Here is a 24511-nt window from a genome sequence, read left to right on the forward strand (position 1 = left end):
TCTTTTGGAACTAGATACGTAAGATGTGAAATTCTTAACACCATGCGCTGGACCCTAAAACCGAAACCTTCCGATAAAAAAATTGAAACGCTTGCGAATGCATTAGGCGTTCCTAGAAGTATTGCCTCGCTACTTCTACAGCGTGGTGTTGAAACGTTTGAAGAAGCAAAAAAATTCTTTAGACCTTCTTTGGAAGAGCTACACGACCCGTACCTCATGAAAGATATGGAAAAGGCTGTAACCAGGATTGAAATAGCTATTGCTCAAGAAGAAAACATATTGATATATGGCGATTATGATGTGGATGGCACTACGAGTGTTGCACTTCTATCTTCGTATTTGAAAAGTTATTACCCCAATATCGCTACCTACATTCCAGACCGTTATGATGAAGGCTACGGAGTGTCTTACAAAGGAATTGATTTTGCTGAAGATAATGGTTTTAGCTTGATTATTGCGCTGGATTGTGGCGTAAAGGCCCTTGATAAAGTAGTGTACGCTTCAGAAAAAAACATCGATTTTATTATTTGTGATCATCATAGACCTGGCGCTGAACTTCCTAAAGCAGTTGCTGTATTGGATCCAAAAAGAGCCGATTGCCCGTATCCGTTTAAAGAATTGTGTGGTTGTGGGGTAGGGTTTAAACTCATTCAGGCACTCGCCAAAAACCGAAACCAAACCATTGAAGACCTATTGTTATATTTAGATTTGGTTGCCACTGCCATTGGTGCAGATATTGTTCCCATTACGGGCGAAAACCGAATCCTGGCACACTTCGGCTTAAAAGTAATTAATAGCAATCCGCGTACTGGATTTAAGGCAATTCTCAAACAAGTTAAGAGAACTGAACTTACCATTACCGACGTCGTTTTTATCATCGCCCCGCGAATTAATGCAGCGGGAAGGATGAAACACGGAAACCACGCCGTGACGTTACTTACTGAAACGGATATGAACAAAGCAGCCGTCTGGGCTGCAGAAATTGAACAGTTTAATACCGATAGGCGCGATGCAGATAAGCGTATCACGGAAGAAGCTTTAACTCAAATTTCAGATAATAAAGAAGAGGATCGCCTCACTACGGTAGTGTATGATGAAAGCTGGCATAAAGGTGTTATAGGAATTGTAGCTTCAAGATTAACTGAAACCTATTACCGTCCTACGCTGGTTTTTACAAAAAGTGGCGAGAAATTGGCAGCAAGTGCGCGATCTGTAAAAGGATTTGATGTATACAACGCTTTGGAAGCATGTGCTGCATATATTGAACAATTTGGAGGGCATAAATATGCTGCTGGATTGACACTTTCTGAAGAAGATTACGAAAATTTTAAAGCCGAATTTGAAAAAGTAGTTTCTGCAACGATAGACCCAAAACTTTTGAAGCCTCAACTAACCATAGATGCCGAAATAGACTTTGCAGAGATCACCCAAAAATTCTACCGGATTTTAAAACAATTTGCTCCCTTTGGCCCGGGGAATATGGCACCAGTTTTTATGACGCAGCACCTCAAGGATGTTGGCTATGGAAAATGTGTTGGGGAAGATAAAAGCCATTTGCGAGTGGTTGTAAAACAAGGCCATAGTACTCAATTTACTGGAATTGGCTTTGGAATGGGAGATAAACATGACATTGCCTGTAAGGGAAAACCTTTTAAAGCTGCGTACGTAATTGATGAAAACGAATGGCAGGGAAATGTGAACTTACAACTCCGACTTAAAGATATTAAGCCTTAGGGCTGTCTTCAAAAGTTTTTAGTTCAAAATGTTCTCCATCAAAAACACCGTAGGTATATTGGGAAATCCAGTCGCCAAGATTGTAATACGCCGAATTTTCTCCTACTTGAATTTTCATATTAAGATGTCTGTGCCCAAACACAAAGTAATCGTAGTGCTTTGTTTCTAGTTTACGCTTGGCATAAAGAGCGAGCCATTCGTTTTCTTCGCCCAAAAATTTTTTGTCTTCTTCCCCAGAAATAAGCTTGTTTTTTACGGAAAGGTATTGTGCTATTTTCATCCCAAGTGCAGGATGAAACCAATGGAAGAGCCAATTAAACACTCGGTTTTCAAATACCTTTTTCATTCTTTTATAGCCCATATCGCCAGGGCCTTTCCCGTCGCCATGACCAATAAAGAATATTTTGTCGTTAAAAGTAAATTCCTTGGGCTCCCGATACGTAGAGATGTTGAGTTCTTTTTCAAAGTAGTCTCCCATCCAAAGATCGTGGTTGCCCACAAAAAAGTGAATTGGGATCCCGCTATCGCTCAACTCGGCTAGTTTTCCTAGTACTCGCACAAATCCTTTTGGGACTACCGTTTTATACTCAAACCAAAAATCGAAAAGATCCCCAAGCAAGAAAATGGCCTCGGCATCGTGTTTTATTTCGTCCAACCAACGTACAAATTTCTTTTCGCGTGGCAAACTTTCGGCAGCTGTAGGGGCGCCTAAATGGTTGTCGCTAGAGAAGTATATTTTTTTTCCTGGAGGGATTTGCATAGGGCAAAGATAGTAATTCAGTAAACAGTTTGCAGGGCAGTTTTCAGTAATTCAGTTTTCAGTGACAGTGCGCCTTGCTTGGCAAGCAACACGCTGTAATCATTTTTTATTTGGAGCATATTCTAAAGAATACGATGCGGTGTTTTAAAACTAACTATTCCGTACTGCAAACTGCCACTGCTACTGCAAACTAATTATCACTCGCAAACCATTCCGCATAACTCGTGGCGGTTTCCTGAAGGCGTAATGAATGTAGCTGAATGTTTTCGGGGAGGCGTTGCTTTATTTTTTCAGCAAAATCTATCACCATCATTTCACTTGTAGGTTGGTAATCTACTAGTAATACATTGTGTCCACGATCACTCAATTCTTTTGCTAGTTCTACGTGGGGCGTATTTTTATTGAAAACGGTGGCGTGGTCAAACACATCTACAATGTCTTCTTTTACAATTTTTTTAAGATCACTAAAATCTATTACCATTCCATATTTCACGTTGTTGGTGTCTTCTATGGGCGTGCCAATTACAGTTACGGAGAGTTTGTAACTGTGGCCGTGTACGTTTCGGCATTTACCGTCGTAGCCATAGAGTGCGTGGCCGGTTTCAAAGGAAAATTGTTTGGTGATGCGTATTTTTTTCATTGTCTATGGGAGAATATCAATTTCAATATGCAAAGATAGTTTAAAAAAATGCCATGGATTGGTAAGCAACCTAAAGTGGTATTGGCACTGTGACTTGCCTAAGTAAAGTTCTAATACTTTTTTAATAATAAAAATGGGCTTAAGCAATCCAAAAGACTATTTCAGCAATTAAAAAAAGAAATTGAGAAACAATCTTGTAGCTTTGGTATGTTTTATGAATGTAATGCGCACGTACTTAATTTTCTTTTTTTCGTTCTTAACAGTTGTCCTATTAGCACAGGACCCAAGTTCTATACATCTTACCGAGAAGGACGGCCTCCCAGATGTGGAGATTTACGATATTCATGAAGATAACGAAGGTTTTATATGGCTAGCTGCGGATAAGGGCTTGTTTAAATACGATGGAAAGAACTTTACGAACTATACGCATCCAGAAAAAAGAGGCTTGTCGGTTTTTTCAATTATCGAAGACGATAAAGGCAGAATTTGGTGTAAAAATATTACAGGGCAGGTGTTTTACGTTCAAGATGAAACCATGCATCTTTTCTACGACCTTAATTTAGTTCGCTACGGCGAAAAGGTTCAAATATTTTTTAGGGAAGACAAAATCATTTTAATGTCTCTGTACTATCATATTGTTGTTTTCGACAATCAAAAAAAAGTATTTGAAAAGGGTACTGGTGGAGAGAATCTAACAAGTCTTCATTTTGAGTACCAAGGAAAATTTTATAATACCATGGAATCTTGTTTGGTAGAGGTGGATCCCGAGGAAGGATCTACGGTGTTATTTGAACATCAAGACCTTAATGCAGCAGGTAATTTCAACACGTTTCTTCCTCACAATAGTCAGACATTGATGTATAGAACAGTGCATAAAAATGAACTGTTTGTTATAGATATTGAACAGCAACAGCTTACCGCTATTGAATTACCTCAAGAATTGAATCAGTTAATTTGGGCAAATATAATTTCACTTGAAGGATTTTTGTGGTTTGGCACTAATAAAGGCATGCTAAAATATCGTTTGGAAAACAATAAGCTAGTGCCGGTGAATGAATTTTTAGAAGACTATTTTGTCTCGGACATCCTCATAGACAAGGATAATAATTATTGGGTAAGCACCCTTAATGCTGGGGTTTTTGTGATCCCAAATATTCATGTAAAAAAATACAAGCTATTGAAAGAACTAACGCACCTCAAGGCCATTAAAAAATATAAAAATGGGAGACTGTTGTTAGGATGTTTTAATGGTTCATTAGGGAGTTATGATCCCATATATCAAGATTATAAACTTATTAATAAAAGCAACGCTAAGATTTCGAATGTGCTATATCTTGAAAATAAGGATTATATTTTTTCTAGTAGTGATAGCAGGGGATTTTCCTCTGAACAAAAGTATAAGCAACCTTTTAAGGGGTATGGAAATCTAAAAGATATTTCTAAAGTAAGCGACACAAGCTTTTTACTGGCCAGTTACAATCGCACAGAAATTGTAACACTCACCAACAAAGCACCTTTTATGGAGGGGAGATTGCTCAACTCCAACAGAACATATTCTTGCCACTACGATGCAACAACAAAAAGTTATTATGCTGGAAATACAGATCATTTAAGACGATATGACTCTATTTTTGAGGAACATATCATTACGTATAAAGAGAAGCCATTGTTTGTCTTAGATATGGACCAAACAGAGAATAATACACTTTGGGTTACCACATTTAAATATGGAGTATTAGGAATAAAAAATGATAGTGTGGTCGCTGTTTTTGACGTCCAAAAAGGACTTCCAACCAACAAAACGTCCTTTTTATATGCCGAAAATGAGCATTTGTGGGTGGCGACTCAAGAAGGAGTGGTGCGCATTAACACCATCACAGAAGAAGTTAATGTATTAACACAACAAGACGGGATTCCGTCCTATAAGATTCAGGAAATTACAAGTTTGGGCGATGAGGTGTATTTTGCCAGTAATGAAGGGCTGTTTTCGGTAGATAAGAAGAACGTTTTTCTAGAACGAAAATCTCCCGAAGTTTACTTTACGTCTGTTACAATAGCAGATAAAGACACGTTATTATTGCCTTCTTATAAATTATCACACGATAAAAACAGAATTGAAATTGCGTTTCATTCTAACGGATTTCAAACCGATAAAAATGTTGTGTACGAATATAAGTTGAATCAATTACCTGACACTTGGGAGACATTACAAGGAGGGGTAAATGCTATAACTTTTGGAAATCTGGAAGACGGAGCGTATACATTTACAGTACGAGCCCGAAATATTTTTAATAACCAGGTTTCAAAACCTAAAACCATTTCTTTTACTGTTGATTTGCCTTATTGGGAACGCTGGTGGTTTGCACTATTATTAATTGTCTGTTTACTTCTTTTGCTGGCGTTATTTTTTAGAGATTTTCAAAAACGAAAGGAGAAACAACGAGTACGCGAAGTAGCGCAATTGCAGTTAACGAATCAGTTAACCTCTTTAAAACTAGAAAACCTGCGTTCGCAAATGAATCCCCATTTTATTTTTAATGCATTAAACTCTATACAAGAGTATATAGTGCTTAATCAAAGAGACTTGGCAAGTGATTACTTGGGTAAATTTGCAGACCTTGTGCGCACGTATTTGAAGTATAGCAACACTGGAGAAATTACCCTTCAAGAAGAGATAGATTGTCTAGAAATGTATCTGGATTTAGAAAAAATGCGTTTTGAAGAAAAATTAGAATATTTTATCTCAATAGACAAAAATGTATCGCCTGAAAGTTTATTGATTCCTACCATGCTCATACAACCCTACGTTGAAAATGCTATAAAACATGGGTTGTTGCATAAGAAAACAGATAGAAAGTTATGGATTCGGTTTTATTTCGGAAATACAAAGGAAGTAGTCATTTGCGAAGTTGAAGATAATGGAGTAGGGAGAGAACGGGTAAAAGAACTTCAGAAAAAAAGAAAGTCAAACCACACCTCTTTTGCCACCAAAGCAACCGATGATAGGTTGGCGCTAATTAATAAAAACACGCACTATAAAATAGGTGTAGTGACCGAAGACTTGTGTGACGAAAATGACGCTCCGGTAGGAACCAAAGTAATTATTACTATTCCTTATAAAAAAGATTAACTATGAAAGCAATAATTATTGACGATGAACCTAAAGCAAGAAGATTACTTAATGTAATTCTTCATGAAAACTGCCCTAAAGTTACCCGCATTTTACAGGCCGAAAATTTACTTGACGGAATTCAATTAATTAAACAAGACAAACCACAGCTAGTATTTTTGGATATTGAAATGCCAGAACATTCGGGTCTTGAGATTTTGGACTTTTTAAGCAGGGAAGAACTTAATTTTGAAATTATATTTACCACAGCGTATAGCGATTATGCCATACAAGCTTTCGAACTTTCTGCAGTAGACTATATTTTAAAACCGCTACGCCCTCAAAAAGTAGTGGAAGCAGTAGACAAAGCCCTTATTTCTATTGGGAAATCACAAATTAACCTAAAGTTAGAAGAACTTAAAAATGTACTGTCACAATCGCAGATTAAGAAAATTGCACTACCCGTAGCAGACGGCATTCGCTTTGTTGCTTTTGAAGATATTATTATGCTCGAAGCAGATGGAATGTACACAAACATAAGTACCACCAAAGAAGATATCTTAATAAGCAAACCCTTAAAGCATTTTGTAGCATTATTAGAACAAACCCCAACCTTTTATAAGCCGCACCGTTCTTATATGGTGAACCTTATTTTTATAAAACAGTATGTAAAAAGTGATGGAGGATATATTTTAATGGATAATGACCGTAGTGTCTCTATCTCCAAGGAACGTAAAGAAGAATTCCTGGCGCTTATGCAGGCATTATAAACTACTTAGAAGTCAAAAAAGAGGTTTCAGAAGTTGAGGTATTTTAGCATAACAATTTGCAGTAAATTAGTCTCTGAATTCTAAAAACAACATACATGAAAGCACTATCAATTGCCATCGCATTTTTCTTTGTAGCGGCGTTACACATTCCTACAACAGCCAACGCAAACCATGAAATTACCAAATCAGAAATTGTGACACCTATAGCCAGTTTTAAATTGGTAAATGACACGGGAGACAAAGTAAGTATCTATACTGGTAGCGGTTTTGTGAGTTTAAACAAAGGCGGTAGCACAAGTATTACGTGTAACACCGGAAAGGAAGTGAGATGGGCAAAGAGCGGTAAAAAAGGAGATGTTATCTTCAAAATATCCAGTGACCATTGTGGTAAAACTGTAAAACTATCGGAATACCTATAAGGTGCTAACTAACCAAATTGTATTTCTGAGTGAGCTGCCCAAATGGGCGGCTTTTTTTGTCTAAAAAAATACATAATTGCTAAAATTACTGTCACATTTTAGCAATTCAAAACCGTGTTTCAGCAGTTGTTAGAAAAAAAGGATATGGATCCAGCCCATATTTGTACTGTAATTAATTGACTATTAATAGTACACGTATGAAAACCATTTTAACATCTTTTCTTTTATTATTCTTTATTCAAGGGTCACTGTTTTCCCAAGAGAACCAAAATGAAATTCTTAAAAATTTCGAATCTGGAAACTATACAGTTTATAAAGTAACCTCCAAAAAGAAGTTTGAAAAAGTAAAAAAAACCTGGCCTATAGAAATTACCAAGAGCGGTGAAGACGTATCTCAAGTTTTAGTAAAACGCTCTGGAATCTTAGACGAAAATTTTGTGGTAGATGTACCAGGATATCCTGCGTATTTTGGTTTTAATGTCTTCCGACTTTCATTTCTAAAAAAATATGCCGCTTATTATGAGTGGAATGGCAAACAAGAAGCAAAAATTAAATATGTATTTGTTTCTCAAGGCAGTTCATTTTCTAAAAGCTGGGAAGATGCTAACCAAGAAGTAGCCACCTATGCACAGCAAATTTTTGCCAACCAAACCAATGCTAGGGCCGATGTAAAAAAAGAGAAAGTAGCTGTGGCTGAAGCAGATCGAAAAGCTAATTCGCTAGAAGGGAAGGCTGTTTCTAAAATAGACGTAAAACTAGTAGAGACACCAACAAAAGTAGCTCATTTTAGTGAGGCAATTAACTTTGGGGTGATCGCTACGTTAAAGGATGGGAGTACCTTAAAAACGCCAAATTTGGGAGGAAAACTTCCGTGGAGCGATTTCGAAATTAAAAATGTGGGCTGCAGTAGTACACAGGAAATGGTACGTGTTGAAGAAGACGCTTCCAAAATATCCAGCGACGAAATTGTTATAAAAGTAATTTCAAAATATCACCCTTCTTTAACAGCATCTAAAGCACTGCCTACTACCAACAATGTTTCCATACAGGTTTCACGTAACGGGTTTCACGGTGCCGAACGTCACACCGCTACCAAAACTGCTGTTTTTGGCGCAAGCCAGAGAGGTGGTAACGGGCACAACATACGTATTAAGATAAAAAAAGTATCCCACAAAAAAAATGGAAGTCCGCTGCATAAAATTGAAGTGTATGACGAGTCTGAAGGTAAGGTAATTGCCCGTTACTCACTTACTCCAGACACGGAACTACTCGTAAACGTAAATGGCGGTGGCGGTCAATGGGGGGATGGAGGTTCCAGTAGTGCATTCCCCAATGGAGATAATGGAGGTGCCGGAGGAAATGGAGGGACTGTGACTATTATAAAAGACCCTTCGGTTTCCAGTGTTAATATCACCGTAAATAATAAAGGAGGTAAAGGTGGTGATGGGGGTAAACGCTATAACCTAAATGGAACCACAGGAAGCAGAGGCAGCACAGGAAGTGACGGCTCTGTAAAAACACAAACGAAAGCAGTAACACTAACATTTTAACCAAATAACTAATACTTAATATTTCAGAAATTATGAAAACAGCAACAATGATTACGGCAGTATTGAGCCTCTTCCTAATAGTAGGAACAGTACACCAGGCCGAAGCACAATTTGGCAAAAAAGCAAAAGAACTTTTAGCCAAAAAAAAAGGTGATAAAGGAGGCAAAAAAGGTAAAGGAGGAGGAGGAGACTTTTCTAGTTTTAATGATGAGACCGATGAAATGGGAATGACGGGCGAGTACTTTAGTATTTCCGACGGTAAGGGCAGCGGACTACGATTTGTGAAAGAAGCCGAAGGGAAAGTAGTAAACGAGTTGCATTACTACGATTCTAATAAAAAAACACCAGACCTAAAATTGACGTTGTACGAAAATTATTTTCGTAAAAACCAAACCAAATTGTTTTTCAATTGGAGAAGTGCCTCTGCAAGTAGCTATATGGAAGTTATTGAAGTAGCGCCGGGCGTAGTTGCTATTGTAGGAGGAGATCGCTCACTTAACTCTTACGACGAGCCTATTGCACTAGACGCAAACCGAAAGGTAATGGACGTAGGCGCAAAAGATAAAGCAGCTTTGGAAACGTGGGATTTAGAAACCGCACAAGCAAAAGTAGATATGATTATTGGGGCATTAAATTCAGAAAAAATGGCCAAGACCAAAAAGAAATTAGAGCGTTTTGACGTTTATAAAAACTACAAAGGAAAAATCGCATTTGCCAAAGGAACCAATTACTTAAGAAATGGCGACCCAGACAAGCCTACCGAAAAGTCTTCAAACTTTATAACAAAACGTGAATTGGGAGAAACAGTAGCTTTCAAACCTTATTTTGAACAACCTTTGGAGGTAAGTCATCCTGGTGCGTGGTTTAATATTACTTATGAAATGGCAGGAGTTACGACAGATAGAGAGGCACTACGTAAGTCTAGCTCTGTATACGCTAGCAACATCCCTCAAATGGACGACGACCAACAATATTTTATGTGGTTTTACCCAAAAGTGACTATCAACAACTCCAATAATGTGGCAGATTATGCTTTTTTAGAATTGTTACGTCAAGGACAGGATACATTTCAGAAAGGAAAAACGTATGACCTTAAAATCACTGTCTGGGCACATAAAGATGGAGAAAACATCGCCGCTGTGGCAACTGGCACCATTCCATTGGAGTATGGTACTAATACAGAAAAATTATTGTTCGATCCGGTGGATGGATGGGTAACAAAAGTTGAAGATGTTTTAGACGAATAAGATGTTGATGTAACACAACGCAGATCTTTAACTAAGTAACTTTATAAAATGCCAGGCTCTTGCTACAAGATCGTCTGGCATTTTTAATAGAGGTAATAACTACTTCTTATTCTTTGGCCTTTTAAAGTATTTCCACTTTTTGTATTGCTGAAAGAGAAGAGCCAAAACAACAATGCCAGCCAATACAAGCAAGGCTCCTTTTCCATTTATAAATTCAAGAATATCCATATTTTAATTTTACACTTAGACGAAATATAGTTAATGCCTTACTAGCGTTTATTTCTAAGTTTACTAATTACAACAACAACAATTACCATAATCCCCAAAATCAAAAAAAGACCTGGACCGCCTATAAATTCTATTATTTCCATTGTAAATGTATTAAGTATATACCGCAAATATCCTGAAAAATTTGTTCAGAAATAAAAAAAGCACCTGTGATTATGAAGCCAGGGGTAAATATTTTTTATAATATTTTATAACAAGCGCCATGCCGCGCCAAGCCACCCAGACAACCAAAGCTAACCAAATACCAATAAGCCCCCAACCCTGGTATTTGGAAAAATACAATACGGGAACAAAACCGAAAATTGTAGCACTCAGCAGCACATTCCGTAAAAACCCCATTTCGCCCAAACCTTTAAAAATAGAATCCAGTGTAAAAGCAATGGCATTAAAGGGGAGGCAGATAAGCACCATAAAAAACATTCCGTAGAAAAGGGAAAGAACTTCCGGATTTTTATTAAATAATAACCCCAAAGGTTGGTATAGTAAAAGCCCTATTAATGCCAAAAGAGTCGCTACTCCAATATTATAAAGGCTTACTTTCTTGGTGAGCTTCCAAAGACTATTAAAATTTCGTTCGCCAAGCAATCTACCGCCTAAAATATTTCCTGCGGCTCCATAACCATCCAGAAAAAACGCGGTAAATATCCATATGTTAAATGCAATTGTATGCGCTGCAATATATTCTTTTCCCAACGCAGCAGCTTCCCGGGTTGAAAGTATCAAGGCAGCATTTAGAGCAAGCGAACGTAAAAACAGGTTAAGACTCATGGAAACCAATCTTCTAATTTCTGGATGTAGCGGAAAGGTGATTCGTAAAGAAACGTTTGTCTTTTTCAATACTAAAATAAGCGAAAGTAAAGCCATGACAATTTGCGCAGCCAAACTTGCCCAGGCGGCTCCCACAACGCCCATGGGGTTAATATATCCTTCAATCCCATACACGAGAGCGAAATCCAGACCTATATTCAAGCCTGCGCCAATCGCAGCAATAATCATAGGCCAAAAGGTGGTTTGGAGTCCACGGAAAATTCCAAAGATCGCAAAGGTGAACAACGTTAAGGGAAATCCCCAAACCCGAATATTGTAATAATCTATACTATATTCCAGAATAAGACCTTCGGCATTGAGTAGAGTGAAAATTTCTTCAACAAAAAAATAGGTGCCTCCCAAAACCAAAACACTAAGTGTTATGTTAAAAAATATCGCCTGCGCTGGAAAACTTTTTAAATCACCCATAGTGCCCGCACCCAAATTCTGTGATATAATGGCAGATATCGCACTACGGGTCTGTCCTAAAATCCAAATCAGCGCGGAGAGAAAGGTGCCTACAATTCCAACGGCAGCGAGACTTTCGGTGCCAAATTCAGCAATGTTTCCCACCACGGCTGCATCGGTGCTAGAAAGTACAGGTTCTGCAATACCGGCAATAATAGCAGGTATGGCGAGTTGCTGGATGCGCTTAAAAGAAATATTGGTGGTAGTCATTTTCAATTGCAAAGCTAACGCTTTGCAATTATTATTTTCTATTGATTATTCTTGAAAACCACATCCTCTAAGATTTGTGCTTTTATCTCCAAAAGTTCAATAAAAAAAAGCGTCAAAGGTTCCTGAGTGTCCCGTTAAAAAAGTCCTTTGATTTTTTTAACAGGATGTATCAAAGGACCAGCTCATAACAATGAAAAGGAAACTCCGTCTGTCTTGGAAAATACACATCTCCTAACTTTTGGTAGCCTCGCGCTTCATAAAAACGCCTATTCCGATTGTTTTTGCTGAAGGTATCCAGGCGAACTGAAAGCGCATGTTGTTGCCTGGCCCATGTTTCGGCAAAATCCATCAGTTTTTTTGCATTTCCTTGATGCTGAAAGTCTGGATGCACCGCCAAACGGTGAATGTAGTAGTTTAAACCATCTTTAGTGAGCCAATCTATAGTGTTGTACTCTTCATCTTTTTCTGAAGAAATGGTAATACATCCTATGATGGATTCTTCAGTAAACAGTACAAATAATTCGTTACGCTGTCCATCTTTCTCAAAGGCTGCTTTATTTGGATAGGCATCATCCCACTGAAAAATACCTTCAGCAGCCATTTTTGTGGCACAAGCCCTTGTTATTGTTATAATTTTGTCAATTTCCGAAGGTTTCGCTTTCCGAATCATATAGAACGATTAATTTTGCAGTTAAATAAAGATACCCTTTTTATGAAAAATATATTGGTTCCTATAGGCGCAAGTGATAATGCAGTAAGTAATTTACAGTATGCCATCGATTTGGCACAAGAGGTAGATGCATATGTGTACGTAATCTCAGTGTTTCAGGAATTTAGTAAGGTGGGAGGATTGAGCAAGGTAAATACTATCTTAAAAGAAGATAGCGAGAATCGGTTAGACGAAGTTTTAAGTATGGTTAATAAACGAGACGTTACCGTAATTGCACACCCTATTAAAGGAAGTGTGGTGGAGACTATAAACCGTTTTAACAAACACGTGCCGGTAGATTTAATGGTGTTGTCGCCGCGAAGCAATTCTATACGCGAAGAAGTTTATTTGGGAAATACTTCAGGAAAAATAATGAAGCAGACCAATATTCCAATATTAGTAGTGCCAGAAGGAGCTATTTTTGAGCAACCAAAAACTATTTTAATGGCGTTTAAGAATGGACAATTTGACCATAAAAAAATGTTAGAGCCCCTTCGTAAATTCACCAAGAATTTTGGAACAGAAATTAATGTGTTGCACGTTGAAACCCCAGAAAGTACTGAAGAAATGAAAAAGGTTAGTGAAGTGCTTACCAAGATGCAATCGTCCTATACAACCACGGAAAATGCTACCACCTTTCAGGCTGTTTTAGAGCATTTTAGAAGTCACAATCCAGATATGCTTTGTGTCGTGCGCCGTAAACGCGGCTTTTTCAAAAAATTATGGGAGAAAAATGTAGTTCTTAAAAAGGAATTTCATACCAGTAAGCCTTTGTTGGTTTTAAGAGTACAGGAATAAAATAATTTACTATATTCGTAGCCTAAATGGGGGATTAGCTCAGCTGGCTAGAGCGTCTGGCTGGCAGTCAGAAGGTCATCGGTTCGACTCCGATATTCTCCACCAAAAGCAGGATTCCCAAAAAGGGGTCCTGTTTTTTTTTGATCCAGTGTTTTGGAAAAGAAGCAGCGCGTGGAGTATAGTCGAAATATTTATCCTGAGCTTTTATCGAAGGAACTCCGATAGTATCCACAGAAAAGAATGAACCTTAATAGGTTTGTCCTTTTTCTTTTTTAAGAACGGGTCCGAATACGAAGGGAACATAATTTGAATCTAGTCTCATGCCAATTGTCGTTTTATTTCGGAGTGCAATCTGTGATGGCGCTGCACATCTCTTAAATAATTATTTAAATCGTTGGTTGTAGGCTTTCCTTTTAGAACTTTTTTCCACTTAGACCTTAGACTTACCTGTTGAGCTATCGCTTCCATATTTTGAAATTTTATTGGTTATTTCAAAATTCAGAAATCATAGGCAAAATGTCAAGGGGGAAAAGCCCCTTTTTTATACGTGAAAACCCTTAATTTTTGAGAAATGTACTTGTAATTGCCACTACTTTTTGCAGATGTTGCGGTAAATTTCCTTGTTCCCAAGGATGAGTGGCTCCAAAAACATGGTCTGCTCCTTCTATGATTTCAAGTTGTGACTTCGGATTCCAGCTTTGAAGTTTTTTTGCTTCATCTACGGCAACGGTAGGATCCTTACTTCCGTGCAGTAGCAAATAAGGTTTATCAAGACAGGCAACGGCTCTTTTTATGGTAAGGCGCTCTTCGTTTTGTATAAAATCTTCATAGAACTGCCAATCGTGAGGCATTTGTTGTTTGGTACGACCATTTTCTACGAAAGTTCTACCGGTTTCTTTCCATCTTTGAAAACTTTCTGAACCCTCTTGAAACCTTGTTTTGTAATCACTAACACCAGCCCAGGTCACTACTTTTTTAACTAAGTTGTTTTCTTCCGCTTTTATAAGAACAATACCTCCGCCACGGCTATGACCAATGAGTGAAATGTTGGTAACAGCCGCCTCTTCATGAAAATGCTTTGTAGTGGTTAAGTAGTTAATGACGTCTTCTAAATCTTCTAATTCTTTGCTGAAGTTATTTTGTGCAAATGCTTCTAAATCTGGAAAGTCTATAGGGTTTTCAACAGTACCACCGTTATGGGAAAAATTAAATTTTAGAAAGAAAAATCCAGCTTCGGCAAATGCTTTTGCTATTAAATCCCACGCACCCCAATCTTTAAATCCTTTATATCCGTGACAAAAAATCACTACAGGTTTTGGTTTGTTGGAGGGTAAAAAAAACACATCGTAAAGAATATCTTTTTTGCCAGGACGTGCCAGTACTTTATTTAGGAGTTGGTTCATAAAGATTTAAATTTCTTTCTCTGTGAATGGAATTTTGGGATTACAAATTTCTAAAATGAGCTTTTTAAGTTCTTCGGAAAACAGCGCTAGCGTTTCCTTTGTTATATTTTGGTCTTTATTTCGGCTTCTATCAGCATCTTTTGTGCTAAATTTTAAGAAACCACTTCCCATGTTTTTAAACGAAATAATGCCGGCTTCAGCCTTTTCAAAAGGAATATTTCCGTAGAGCATTAAAGCATATGTCAATACCTGAAAAGCCTTGCTAAATTTATAATCTGTAGCTAATGCTGTCCAGTCTACTACTTCCAAATCGCCTTGTTGAACATTCCCGGTTTTATAATCTATAATACGCATTTGTCCGTTGTAACTGTCTACCCGGTCTACTTTTCCATGAATTGATACGGGGAAATCCAGTTCGGGGATATCTAATTTAAAGACTAAATTACTTTCAATATGTAGTATTTTTATAGTGTTTCCATTTTCAACTTCGGTTGTATCCTGAGCGATTAGATTTTCAACATAGCGTTTGGCAACTTCGAAAATAATGAGATTTTTCCCTTTTGAAATATCGCCTCCTTTAAAATTTTCCGAAAACTGTTTGGCAACTTCAAGAACTACTTTTGTTTTTATGGTTCTAAGAATCTCTTTTGTTAGCACCGAGTTCACATAAGGTTCATATAAATGCTGAAGCGTATCGTGTACTATGGTTCCTAAGGTATTAAAAGCCACGGTTTCTTCAACTTCATTAAACTCGTTCACCTTCAGTATTTTCTGATAATAAAAATCTATGGGATTACGAATGTAACTGGTAAGTGCCGAAGGAGAAAATCCTTTTTTGGCAATTTCGGTTAATCTGTCCTGTATTTTTTCAGTTTTATCTATGGTTTTAAGGGAAGTTTGCTGAATGGAAACTTTAGGAGAAACACTTTGCTCCAAAAAAGTATGCTGCTCATGACCTTCAATTTCTAACTGAAGGATAAACCTACTTTTTTCACCACTATTTAACCCTTCTGTAAAATTAGTGTAGAGCAGCGTAACGTCTTTTGCTCTGTGCAACATATGATAAAAATGATAGGAGTAAATAGCATCTTTTTCAATATAGGAAGGTAGTTTAAACTGTTTTTTTAAGTCGTAGGTTATAAACGATGCATTCGATTTTCCTGAGGGCAAAACACCTTCGTTTACAGAAAGAAGGATAATATTTTCAAAATCTAAAACGCGGGTTTCTAACACCCCCATAATTTGTAACCCCGAAAATGCTTCCCCCTTAAAATCTATCGTTGTGATTGCGATAAGCTCTGTAAATAAGTCCTCTAGCGTGGCCAAGTTTGCTAAGTGCTTGTACTTTTTTCCAAGCGCCTTAAGCTCTTCAATAATAGTGTGTAATTTATGCAGCGCTACCTTTTCTATAACATACGCATTCGGGTTTTTTCTTAGTATCTGAATAATTTGATTAAAAACCTCTAGCGCTTTTGTTGGAGAGTTTTCTAAAGTTCCGAAAAGCAGGGAGAGGATATTTTTATCTTTTTCTTTAGAAATTTCTAGGATTTGGGGTAGTGTATAGTGACTTCTATTTTGTTGTGTAATACTATTAATAATATGATGACTGTTAGCCAGTTGAGTGGCAATGGGACTTCCTATGATTTTCAAAATATCCCGAAAATAAAAAATTTGCGAATTTTTTTTATGTACAGCAATCCAGGTTTCAAAAAAGATAGCCACAGGGAAGTTTTTTAATGCAGCTCCCATGGTCACGTTTACCTGAGTAACATTCTGTGGCAAAGAATGGAGCAATGGCAGTAGTAGAGACTCATCTGCAAGTACAATCGCAGTATGGTTAAGTTTCTCTGGGGTGTAACTTTGTAAAAGTTGTCCCGTATACTTTATCTGTGCACTGTTTTTGGAACACGCTACGCTCGTGATAGTTTTAGGTTGCGTATAATTGTTTGAAATAAAGTTAAGGCTATTGTTCTTAAAATAGTTCCATTCTTTCAAGTAGTTTCTGAAGAAAAGCGAAGCACTGTGCTTATGGTTGTCTAGAAATATCTTCTCTGTATCCCAATAGATGTCGCTATGGCCCGTTTCCAAAAAAGCTTGGGCAATTTGTTGCTCGGCAGCATTAAGTGCATTAAAACCTATAAAAATGTGTTGTTGTGTTGGCTGGGCTTGAAGATACTGCTCAGTATTGCGAACGGCCTCTCTATACACAAGGCCTTGGTAAGCAATGTTTTGTTGTATGAGCTCCTCTTTAAGTTTGTTGTAAAATTCTGGGAGTTCTTTCCAGAACTCAAGATAGCTTTTTATAAAACTTGACTTTTCTGAAGTTACATTCCATCTTTCTAGAGATTTAATGCTGCCTAAATAGTTAAAAAACTGATGCGGATCCAGTAAGTATCTATCTACTTCATTAAAATCGTTAAGCAATGTGATTGCCCAACTCGAATATCCATCAAAAGATTCTTTTTCCTGATACGAGGCTGTATTTTTATATACTTCGTAGCTTTTAAAAAGAAGTTCTGTTGCGTCTATTATTTCTAATCCAGAGAGTTCTTGTATGAGGTCTTCAATACTTATTATTTTGGGTAAGAATGTTGTTGTTGTTGCTTGTTGTCTAAGAAGGTTTTTTAGAAAACCTCCAGCTCTTTTACTGGGAAGGATAAAGATACAGTCTGACAGGTTTTCCTGTTTTTCCTGAATGTGTTGTAAGGTTTCTTCTATAAAAGTTAGCATACCCTAAAAATAAGAAACGCCTCCAATATTGGAGGCGTTTCAAGCTATTTATTTAGACTGTTTTTATTTCTTTAAAGAAATCTCAACTCGTCTGTTTTGTTGTCTACCAGCTGCTGTATTATTAGTAGCGATAGGACGAGCTTCCCCGTAACCTTCAGAAGTCAATCTAGCAGAAGGGATACCTTCTTTTCCTTCTAGATAAGCTTCAACTGAAGCTGCACGTTCACGAGATAATTTTTCGTTATATGCATCACTACCTCTACTATCTGTGTGACCTTCAATATGGAAGTCTGCAGTTGGGTATTCTTTCATAATGTCTGAAATGCTCTTCAATGCAGAGTAAGACTCTTCACGAATTGTAGCTTTATCATAATCGAATAAGATAGTTTTAGAGTACTCATTCAATTTAGTAATAATTTCTACAGTTACTTCTGGACAACCATTGTTTGCAACAGTACCAGGAACGTCTGGACATTCATCATCTTTGTCTAAGACACCGTCACCATCACGATCTTCGTAAGGACAACCGTTGTTTGCTTTAGGACCAGCTTCGTTAGGACATGCATCTTCAGCATCGGTGATACCATCACCATCAGCATCTGGACAACCATTCATAGAAGCAAGACCAGCAACAGTAGGACACGCATCTTGTGGATCTGGAATACCATCACCATCAGTATCAGGACAACCATTAAATTCAGCTAAACCAGGAGTGTTAGGACACGCATCGTTTCTGTCTTCAATACCATCACCATCAGTATCAGGGCAACCATTAAATTCTGGAAGACCAGGAACTTCTGGACACTCATCATCTACATCGTAGATACCATCACCGTCTGTATCTTTTCCACCAAATTTAAATACAAAACCTGCAGAGTGCTGGAAATGTTGGATACCGTAAGTATCTTCAAAAGCATGCTTGTAAGTAGATTGTACTTCAAAAGCAAAGTTTTCACCTAACCAGAAACGTACATTAGCTACACCATTTGCAGTACCAAATCCGATATCATCTACCCAAGTATAACCTCCACCAACACCAATAGATGGATCAAACCATCCACCTGGACCATTGAGCAAGTCTCTTAAGCTATATTTAATCTCACCATCTACACCGTAATAAGTTACATCTGGAATTCTTAGGTCACCAACTTTTTCAATTTTGTTGATAGTACCAACTCCAGTAAATGAAAAACCACTACCAATATATCTACCTACAGATACTCTTGAAACTGAAGGAAGGATATTCCAGTGATCGTTTGCGTTAAAATACTCGTCAAACATTTCCCCTTTAAGTTCGGTTCCGTCTGCAAGCATAGCCATAAAGCGTCCCTCGTCGTCAATTCCTGTTGGAAAAAGGTCTACGGCGTTGATACCGGCACCAACTAACCAAGGGTTGTTTTCGTCTTGTGCGTTAGCTGCACCAACCCCAATGATAAGGAGAGCAGCAACTAAAATACTGTTAAGATGTTTCATATTCGATTGTTTAATTTTTAAGTGTTAATGGAACAAAAGTAAGTTGTTAAAACTTATAAACAAAAGCAAATCTAATAAAATTTTCATAAATACAAAAGGCTTGCTTTTTTTACTAATACTTAGGCTTCTTTAATTACCCCTAATGATAAACCTACTTTTTTAAATGCTGCAATAGCTTTATCCAGGTGAGATTGGTCGTGAGCTGCAGATAATTGTACCCTTATTCTAGCCTTACCTTTAGGGACAACTGGAAAGAAAAAACCAATCACATAAATCCCTTCTTCTAAAAGCATATCTGCCATATTTTGAGAGAGTTGCGCGTCATACAACATTACAGGCACAATAGCAGAATCTCCCGCTACAATATCAAAACCTGCGTCTTTCATTCCTTTTTTAAAATAGTTTGTATTGTATTCTAAGGTATCACGCAATGAAGTGTCTGTTGCCAACATATCGAATACCTTAATAGACGCACCTACGATGGCGGGAGCAAGAGAATTGGAAAACAAATAGGGTCTGGATCTCTGGCGTAGTATCTCGATAATTTCTTTTTTCCCCGTAGTATATCCTCCCATGGCACCTCCTAGGGCCTTCCCAAGAGTTCCAGTAATAATGTCTATTCTGCCCATTACCCCTTTTTCTTCTAAGGTCCCTCGGCCTGTTTCGCCAATAAAACCAGCAGCATGGCACTCATCTATCATTACCAAAGCATCATATTTGTCTGCCAAATCACAGATCTTGTCTAAGGGAGCGACAATACCGTCCATGGAGAAAACACCGTCGGTTACTATAATCTTAAAACGGGCTCCATTTTCATTAGCGGCTTTTAATTGTATTTCCAAATCCTCCATGTTGCTATTCTCGTATCGATACCGTGCAGCCTTACACAATCTAACTCCATCAATAATGGAAGCGTGATTTAAAGAGTCTGAAATAATAGCATCTTCGGCAGTTAATAACGGTTCAAAAACACCTCCATTTGCATCAAAAGCTGCCGCGTAAAGTATCGTGTCTTCAGTTTGATAATATTCCGCAATTTTTGCTTCTAAAGTTTTGTGAATATCCTGTGTTCCGCAAATAAAACGAACCGACGACATACCAAATCCGTGCGTGTCCATGGCATCTTTTGCCGCCTGAATTACTTCTTTGTTGGAAGACAATCCTAAGTAATTATTTGCACAAAAATTGATTACTTCCTCACCCGTAGAAATTTTGATAACAGCGTCTTGAGGAGACGTAATAATTCGCTCTTTTTTGTAAAGACCGTTGTCCTTTATATTTTGAAGCTCTTGTTGTAAATGTTCTTGAATTTTTCCGTACATAACTAATTATTTTATAGGTGCCAAAGTTAAATTTTATTTATTGAAATAGAGGCGCCATCCACATAAATTAGAACTTTAGATTGCACCAGAAACCCCATGTCTTGAAGTGCTTGCCCATAGCTATTTATTTGTATTTTATGTTTTTCAAGGGGCGCCCCTGTTTTATAATCTGTGATGACAACGTGTTTGTTTTTAAAAAAATTGAGGCGGTCGGGGCGGATTAATTTTTGTTCTTTAGTACTAATATCCCGCTCATTGTAAATGGTGTCTTTTTCTAGAGAGTCGTTAAAAAGGTATGAAACCTCGGGATGATTTATAATACCCTGGATTACATGTTTCAGTTCGCTTATTTTTTCCTTCGGAAGGATACTCCGCTGCTTATAATTCTCGAACACCAGATCCATATCTTTCTTCGTTTTTATTTTTTCCATAGTATCGTGCAACAAATTCCCAAGATCTATTGCGATAGCAGCCTCACTTTCCCATAGAGATGCATCTGCACTGGCAACACTTAACTGGTGTTTTTCTGGAGCAGAAGAGATAAAAATGGGTGCTATTGGCGTTCTGTTTGTTTTAGCAATTTCCTTCGGCCGTGCCTGCCCTGTTTTTATTGAATCCCCAAAGGAATACGTCAACTGCTCTTCGTTCCACTTATTTTGAGCCATCAAAAAGGCAATCAATACCTGACTGAAATCTTTCGGAGGATTGGAAATTTGTTTAGAAGGTTTTTCAGCATATATGTATAGTTGCTCAACGGCTCTAGTAAGCGTAACATATAAAAGATTGAAATTATCTAATTCCAATCTATTTCGACGTTCTTCATACATCCTCTGCCCTGCTTCTCCGTAGGTCTCCACTTCGTTTTTATAATTTATGAGTACCTCGTTAAATTGCTCGTGAGCAATGGGAAACCACGCTTTTGGATTTATTTCACCATAAATTTCAGTATCGGCATACGGAAACAAAACAACGGGAAACTCTAACCCTTTAGACTTGTGAATGGTCATGACCGTCACCGCATTTTGTGTGTTTCCTGCGGGAATACTTGCTGTTCCTTTTTTCTGTTCCCAATGTTCCAAAAAGTTTATTTTCCCAGCCTGTGGGTTGCTTTCAAAATCCAACACAAAATCTACGAACGTGAACAAATAGGCATCTGCTTTTTTGTTTAGTTCTAGTGCATTTATAATGTATTCACACGATTGGTAAAGCGATTTGGAAGCAATTTCAGCAAGAGAAAAAGATATTCCGTAGGCATTGAGTTTTTCTGAAAATAATGGTTCTTTTAAAGGCAATAGTTCACTTAAAAACGCGTGTTTTGATTTGCTAATTTCAAAACTGTCGTGGATGAATTCTAAGAATGAAACCTTTGCCATTTCGTTGGTAGGGAACACTGTAAAAGTGAGTGCATTTACGATAGATTGAACTAAGGGTGAAAACTGTAATAACAATGTTTCCGAGGACACTACGTCTATCCCTAACTCCATTAAGTAGGTGCTTAGCGCAATTCCATTGCTTTTGGTTCGGGTTAAAATACAGATATCTTCAAGAGAATACTTGTTGCCTTTAAGAGTCGTAATGGTTTCAAAAACGTGTTGCCCGTAAAGTAGATGTGCCTCTTCTTTGTTTTCTGCTTCAATAAATTCTATTTGAACATAGCCGTTGAGTTTTGAATTTTGTTTTTGACTGTTGCCAATTTCATATAAATTTTGATGTACGCTGTTGCCAAAATAGGAAGCTATAAAACTGAAAAATTTATTGTTAAAATCGATCACTTCTTCACAACTTCTATAATTGGTGTCTAGGTTTTCTACGTTTTTCTGAAGGATAGAAAACGGATTTTCAGCACCGTATAAATTCATAAATTGCTCTGGCAACCCCCCTCTCCATCGATAAATAGCCTGCTTGGCATCGCCTACAAGCAACAAGCTTCCCTGATTAGTATCTTCAAATTCTTGAGACAAGGCGTTGTCTATCAACGGAATTAGATTTTGCCATTGTAAGGAAGAAGTATCTTGAAATTCGTCTATAAAGAAATGACGATACTTATCTCCCAATCGCTCGTAAATAAAGGGGGCAGGCTGGTCTTTAATTTCTTCGTGAATAAGTGAATTAAATTCTGAAATGGGCAGGACGTTATACTGCTCTTTTAGCACTTCTAATTCCTGCTGAACCAAATTTATTACGGAAAGTGGAATGAGGTTTTTAAGGATATTATCATATAACCATATGTCAGCAACAAAACGTTTTGTTTGCTGAAAAACGCCCATAAATTGTGGCACCAGCGCATCTATAATTCCAGCAATTAGATTGGTTGTTTTGCTTTTGGGATACATAGGTTTTTCATCCATAGTTTCCTGCCACACAGCGCCAAAAGAAACCCCAAGGTTGGATTCGGCTAACTTTTCCAGATAACTAGGGAAATAAGCGCGGCTCCCACCACTGAAATCTGTTTTTTCTAAACCTGCTTCAGTAATGAGGGTAAGTGTTTGTTGTGCTAATTGTGAAATGGTTGAAAGCAGTTCCTCCCTTTTGTTCTGAATAGATTTTTTAAAATTTTGGAAGTCTCCTAAAGTAGCTTTTTCGAACCTTTTAAGGTGAGCTGCATCGTTCTCATTCAGCAAAAGAGACGCTGTATTCGCGATGTCATTTGCAATATCCCAAGATTTGTCTTCATCTGTTTTTTGCAACGCAAATTGTATGAGCACGTTTGTGACTTCTTTGTCTTCACCAGCTTTAGCAATTAATTGGTCTACAGCTTCTTGTATAAGTTGTTGCGTATCCAGGCTCACTTCAAAATGTGCTGGAAGTTTTAAATCGCGGGCAAAGGTTCGAATAAGCCTGTGGTTAAAATGATCTATAGTTTCTACACTAAATTGTGAATAGTGATGTAATAAATGCGACAGAATTTTTTTAGATTTTTGCTGCAAGACGGCAATGTCCATATGGGTTTCTTCAGCAATTTGTGATAGCATTACTGGAGGCTCGTTGGTTGTAGCGGTGTTTGAAAACTGCACCAATGTTTCTATGATGCGCTCTTTCATTTCGGCAACGGCCTTGTTGGTAAATGTAATGGCCAGTAAGTTTTTGTAGCTATCTTCTCTGGGAGCCTTTAGTAATTGTTTCAGATATAGTTTTACGAGTGTAAAGGTCTTGCCGCTGCCAGCAGAAGCATTGTAAATAACAAAAGGAGTTGTTGTGGTCACGAGCTATTTTTTATAAAAGTACACATTTAATTGGGGTATGAAAGTATATCGAGATTGTCTATACCCAGATAAAAATCTTATAAATTCTATAACACTTTCAAGGTGTTGTAATATGTATCTTTACCAGTAGAAATTTAGTAGTAACCAAAAAAACAAAGAATTATGTCATTCGAATTACCGAAATTAAAATATGCCTACGATGCATTAGCACCACATATAGATGAACAAACTATGAAGATTCATCACACGAAACACCATCAAGGATACACCGATAAATTAAATGCGGCCATTGAAGGTTCAGACATGGAAGGGAAAACCATTGAAAACATTTTGATTAATCTTGACAAAGGAAATAAAGCTGTACGAAACAATGGCGGAGGGTTTTATAACCACAAACTTTTCTGGGAAATTATGTCTCCAAAAGGTGGTGGCGAACCAACTGGTGAGCTAGAAAGTGCTATTAATAGTGCTTACGGAAGCTTTGCAGATTTTAAAGAGAAATTTTCCGAAGCTGCCAAAACGCAATTTGGCTCAGGATGGGCTTGGTTGTGTGTACATGATGGAGGTAAAGTTGAAGTTTGCAGTACGCCAAACCAAGACAACCCTTTAATGCCAGAAGTAGGATGTGGTGGAACCCCAATTTTAGGATTAGATGTTTGGGAACACGCCTATTACTTAAACTACCAAAACAAGCGTCCAGATTATGTTGAGGCCTTCTTCAACCTAATTGATTGGGACGAAGTATCTAAAAGATATATGCAGAATAAATAAACTATTCTGTAACAATGCCAAACCCTCCTTTAAAATTATTTGAAGGAGGGTTTTTTTATGCTTAAAATGCTCAGGTTTTGCAAATGGTCGATTGATAGAC

General features: G+C 37.6%; 19 protein-coding genes and 1 tRNA gene. 9 read left to right on the plus strand and 11 right to left on the minus strand.

The annotated features are described in order from the left end of the window. The first annotated feature begins 42 nt into the window (after positions 1-42). Positions 43-1734: a single-stranded-DNA-specific exonuclease RecJ gene (gene recJ / locus ACQ2HF_RS04660; protein ID WP_432412361.1), complete on the plus strand. Its 1692-nt coding sequence runs from the start codon at positions 43-45 to the stop codon at positions 1732-1734. Here the strand turns inward: recJ and ACQ2HF_RS04665 are convergent. Both ACQ2HF_RS04665 and ACQ2HF_RS04670 read right to left on the minus strand, forming a co-directional pair. Continuing rightward, the gene (locus tag ACQ2HF_RS04665) at positions 1724-2494 is read right to left on the minus strand and encodes a UDP-2,3-diacylglucosamine diphosphatase (RefSeq protein WP_432412362.1); all 771 of its coding nucleotides are present in this window, start codon (positions 2492-2494) and stop codon (positions 1724-1726) included. The two genes, recJ and ACQ2HF_RS04665, sit on opposite strands and share 11 nt — an antisense overlap. A 190-nt stretch (positions 2495-2684) precedes the next feature. Continuing rightward, positions 2685-3134, minus strand: coding sequence for a 6-pyruvoyl trahydropterin synthase family protein (locus ACQ2HF_RS04670; protein ID WP_432412363.1), 450 nt, complete (start codon positions 3132-3134; stop codon positions 2685-2687). 181 nt (positions 3135-3315) lie between these two features. On the opposite strand from ACQ2HF_RS04670, the gene ACQ2HF_RS04675 reads away from it, so the two are divergent. The 5 genes from ACQ2HF_RS04675 (at position 3316) to ACQ2HF_RS04695 (ending at position 10229) form a co-directional block, all read left to right on the plus strand. Then, positions 3316-6264 (plus strand): histidine kinase, encoded by a 2949-nt coding sequence (locus ACQ2HF_RS04675; RefSeq protein ID WP_432412364.1) that lies wholly within the window; start codon positions 3316-3318, stop codon positions 6262-6264. Between the two features lie 2 nt (positions 6265-6266). Continuing rightward, positions 6267-7013 (plus strand): LytR/AlgR family response regulator transcription factor, encoded by a 747-nt coding sequence (locus ACQ2HF_RS04680; RefSeq protein WP_432412365.1) that lies wholly within the window; start codon positions 6267-6269, stop codon positions 7011-7013. 95 nt (positions 7014-7108) lie between these two features. Then, positions 7109-7432 carry a hypothetical protein gene (locus ACQ2HF_RS04685; RefSeq protein ID WP_432412366.1) on the plus strand — a complete coding sequence of 108 codons (324 nt, stop codon included), beginning with the start codon at positions 7109-7111 and terminating at the stop codon, positions 7430-7432. A 197-nt stretch (positions 7433-7629) separates the two neighbouring features. Next, positions 7630-8982 carry a hypothetical protein gene (locus tag ACQ2HF_RS04690; RefSeq protein ID WP_432412367.1) on the plus strand — a complete coding sequence of 451 codons (1353 nt, stop codon included), beginning with the start codon at positions 7630-7632 and terminating at the stop codon, positions 8980-8982. Between the two features lie 32 nt (positions 8983-9014). Then, positions 9015-10229, plus strand: coding sequence for a hypothetical protein (locus ACQ2HF_RS04695; RefSeq protein ID WP_432412368.1), 1215 nt, complete (start codon positions 9015-9017; stop codon positions 10227-10229). A gap of 99 nt (positions 10230-10328) precedes the next feature. Here the strand turns inward: ACQ2HF_RS04695 and ACQ2HF_RS04700 are convergent, their stop codons facing one another. The 3 genes from ACQ2HF_RS04700 to ACQ2HF_RS04710 form a co-directional block, all read right to left on the minus strand. Next, the gene (locus ACQ2HF_RS04700; RefSeq protein ID WP_432412369.1) at positions 10329-10457 is read right to left on the minus strand and encodes a hypothetical protein; all 129 of its coding nucleotides are present in this window, start codon (positions 10455-10457) and stop codon (positions 10329-10331) included. Positions 10458-10670: 213 nt separating this feature from the next. After that, positions 10671-12002 carry an MATE family efflux transporter gene (locus ACQ2HF_RS04705; protein WP_432412370.1) on the minus strand — a complete coding sequence of 444 codons (1332 nt, stop codon included), beginning with the start codon at positions 12000-12002 and terminating at the stop codon, positions 10671-10673. A 169-nt stretch (positions 12003-12171) separates the two neighbouring features. Further along, positions 12172-12672 (minus strand): GNAT family N-acetyltransferase, encoded by a 501-nt coding sequence (locus ACQ2HF_RS04710; protein ID WP_432412371.1) that lies wholly within the window; start codon positions 12670-12672, stop codon positions 12172-12174. Positions 12673-12714: 42 nt separating this feature from the next. Here ACQ2HF_RS04710 and ACQ2HF_RS04715 point away from each other — a divergent pair, with 42 nt between their 5' ends. Both ACQ2HF_RS04715 and ACQ2HF_RS04720 read left to right on the plus strand, forming a co-directional pair. Beyond that, complete coding sequence (locus ACQ2HF_RS04715) at positions 12715-13509, plus strand: universal stress protein (RefSeq protein WP_432412372.1); 795 nt, start codon at positions 12715-12717, stop codon at positions 13507-13509. A 28-nt stretch (positions 13510-13537) separates the two neighbouring features. After that, a tRNA-Ala gene (locus ACQ2HF_RS04720) sits at positions 13538-13614 on the plus strand. A 213-nt stretch (positions 13615-13827) separates the two neighbouring features. Here the strand turns inward: ACQ2HF_RS04720 and ACQ2HF_RS04725 are convergent. The 6 genes from ACQ2HF_RS04725 to ACQ2HF_RS04750 all read right to left on the minus strand — a co-directional run bounded on the left by ACQ2HF_RS04725 (position 13828) and on the right by ACQ2HF_RS04750 (position 23640). After that, positions 13828-13977 carry a hypothetical protein gene (locus tag ACQ2HF_RS04725; RefSeq protein WP_432412373.1) on the minus strand — a complete coding sequence of 50 codons (150 nt, stop codon included), beginning with the start codon at positions 13975-13977 and terminating at the stop codon, positions 13828-13830. Positions 13978-14066: 89 nt separating this feature from the next. Beyond that, positions 14067-14912: an alpha/beta hydrolase family protein gene (locus ACQ2HF_RS04730; protein ID WP_432412374.1), complete on the minus strand. Its 846-nt coding sequence runs from the start codon at positions 14910-14912 to the stop codon at positions 14067-14069. A 6-nt stretch (positions 14913-14918) separates the two neighbouring features. Beyond that, a complete protein-coding gene (locus ACQ2HF_RS04735) occupies positions 14919-17642 on the minus strand; it encodes a PD-(D/E)XK nuclease family protein (RefSeq protein ID WP_432412375.1) in 2724 nt (907 codons plus the stop codon). Between the two features lie 63 nt (positions 17643-17705). Continuing rightward, positions 17706-19115 carry an OmpA family protein gene (locus ACQ2HF_RS04740; protein WP_432412376.1) on the minus strand — a complete coding sequence of 470 codons (1410 nt, stop codon included), beginning with the start codon at positions 19113-19115 and terminating at the stop codon, positions 17706-17708. Between the two features lie 119 nt (positions 19116-19234). Beyond that, the gene (gene kbl / locus ACQ2HF_RS04745) at positions 19235-20437 is read right to left on the minus strand and encodes a glycine C-acetyltransferase (protein ID WP_432412377.1); all 1203 of its coding nucleotides are present in this window, start codon (positions 20435-20437) and stop codon (positions 19235-19237) included. A 26-nt stretch (positions 20438-20463) separates the two neighbouring features. Continuing rightward, positions 20464-23640 carry a UvrD-helicase domain-containing protein gene (locus tag ACQ2HF_RS04750; protein ID WP_432412378.1) on the minus strand — a complete coding sequence of 1059 codons (3177 nt, stop codon included), beginning with the start codon at positions 23638-23640 and terminating at the stop codon, positions 20464-20466. A 162-nt stretch (positions 23641-23802) separates the two neighbouring features. Between ACQ2HF_RS04750 and ACQ2HF_RS04755 the strand changes: the two genes are divergently transcribed. Beyond that, complete coding sequence (locus tag ACQ2HF_RS04755; protein ID WP_432412379.1) at positions 23803-24411, plus strand: superoxide dismutase; 609 nt, start codon at positions 23803-23805, stop codon at positions 24409-24411. The last annotated feature ends 100 nt before the right edge of the window (positions 24412-24511 follow it).

It is taken from the genome of Rasiella sp. SM2506 (assembly GCF_050859505.1).
In the GTDB taxonomy this organism is placed as follows: Bacteria; Bacteroidota; Bacteroidia; order Flavobacteriales; family Flavobacteriaceae; genus Marinirhabdus.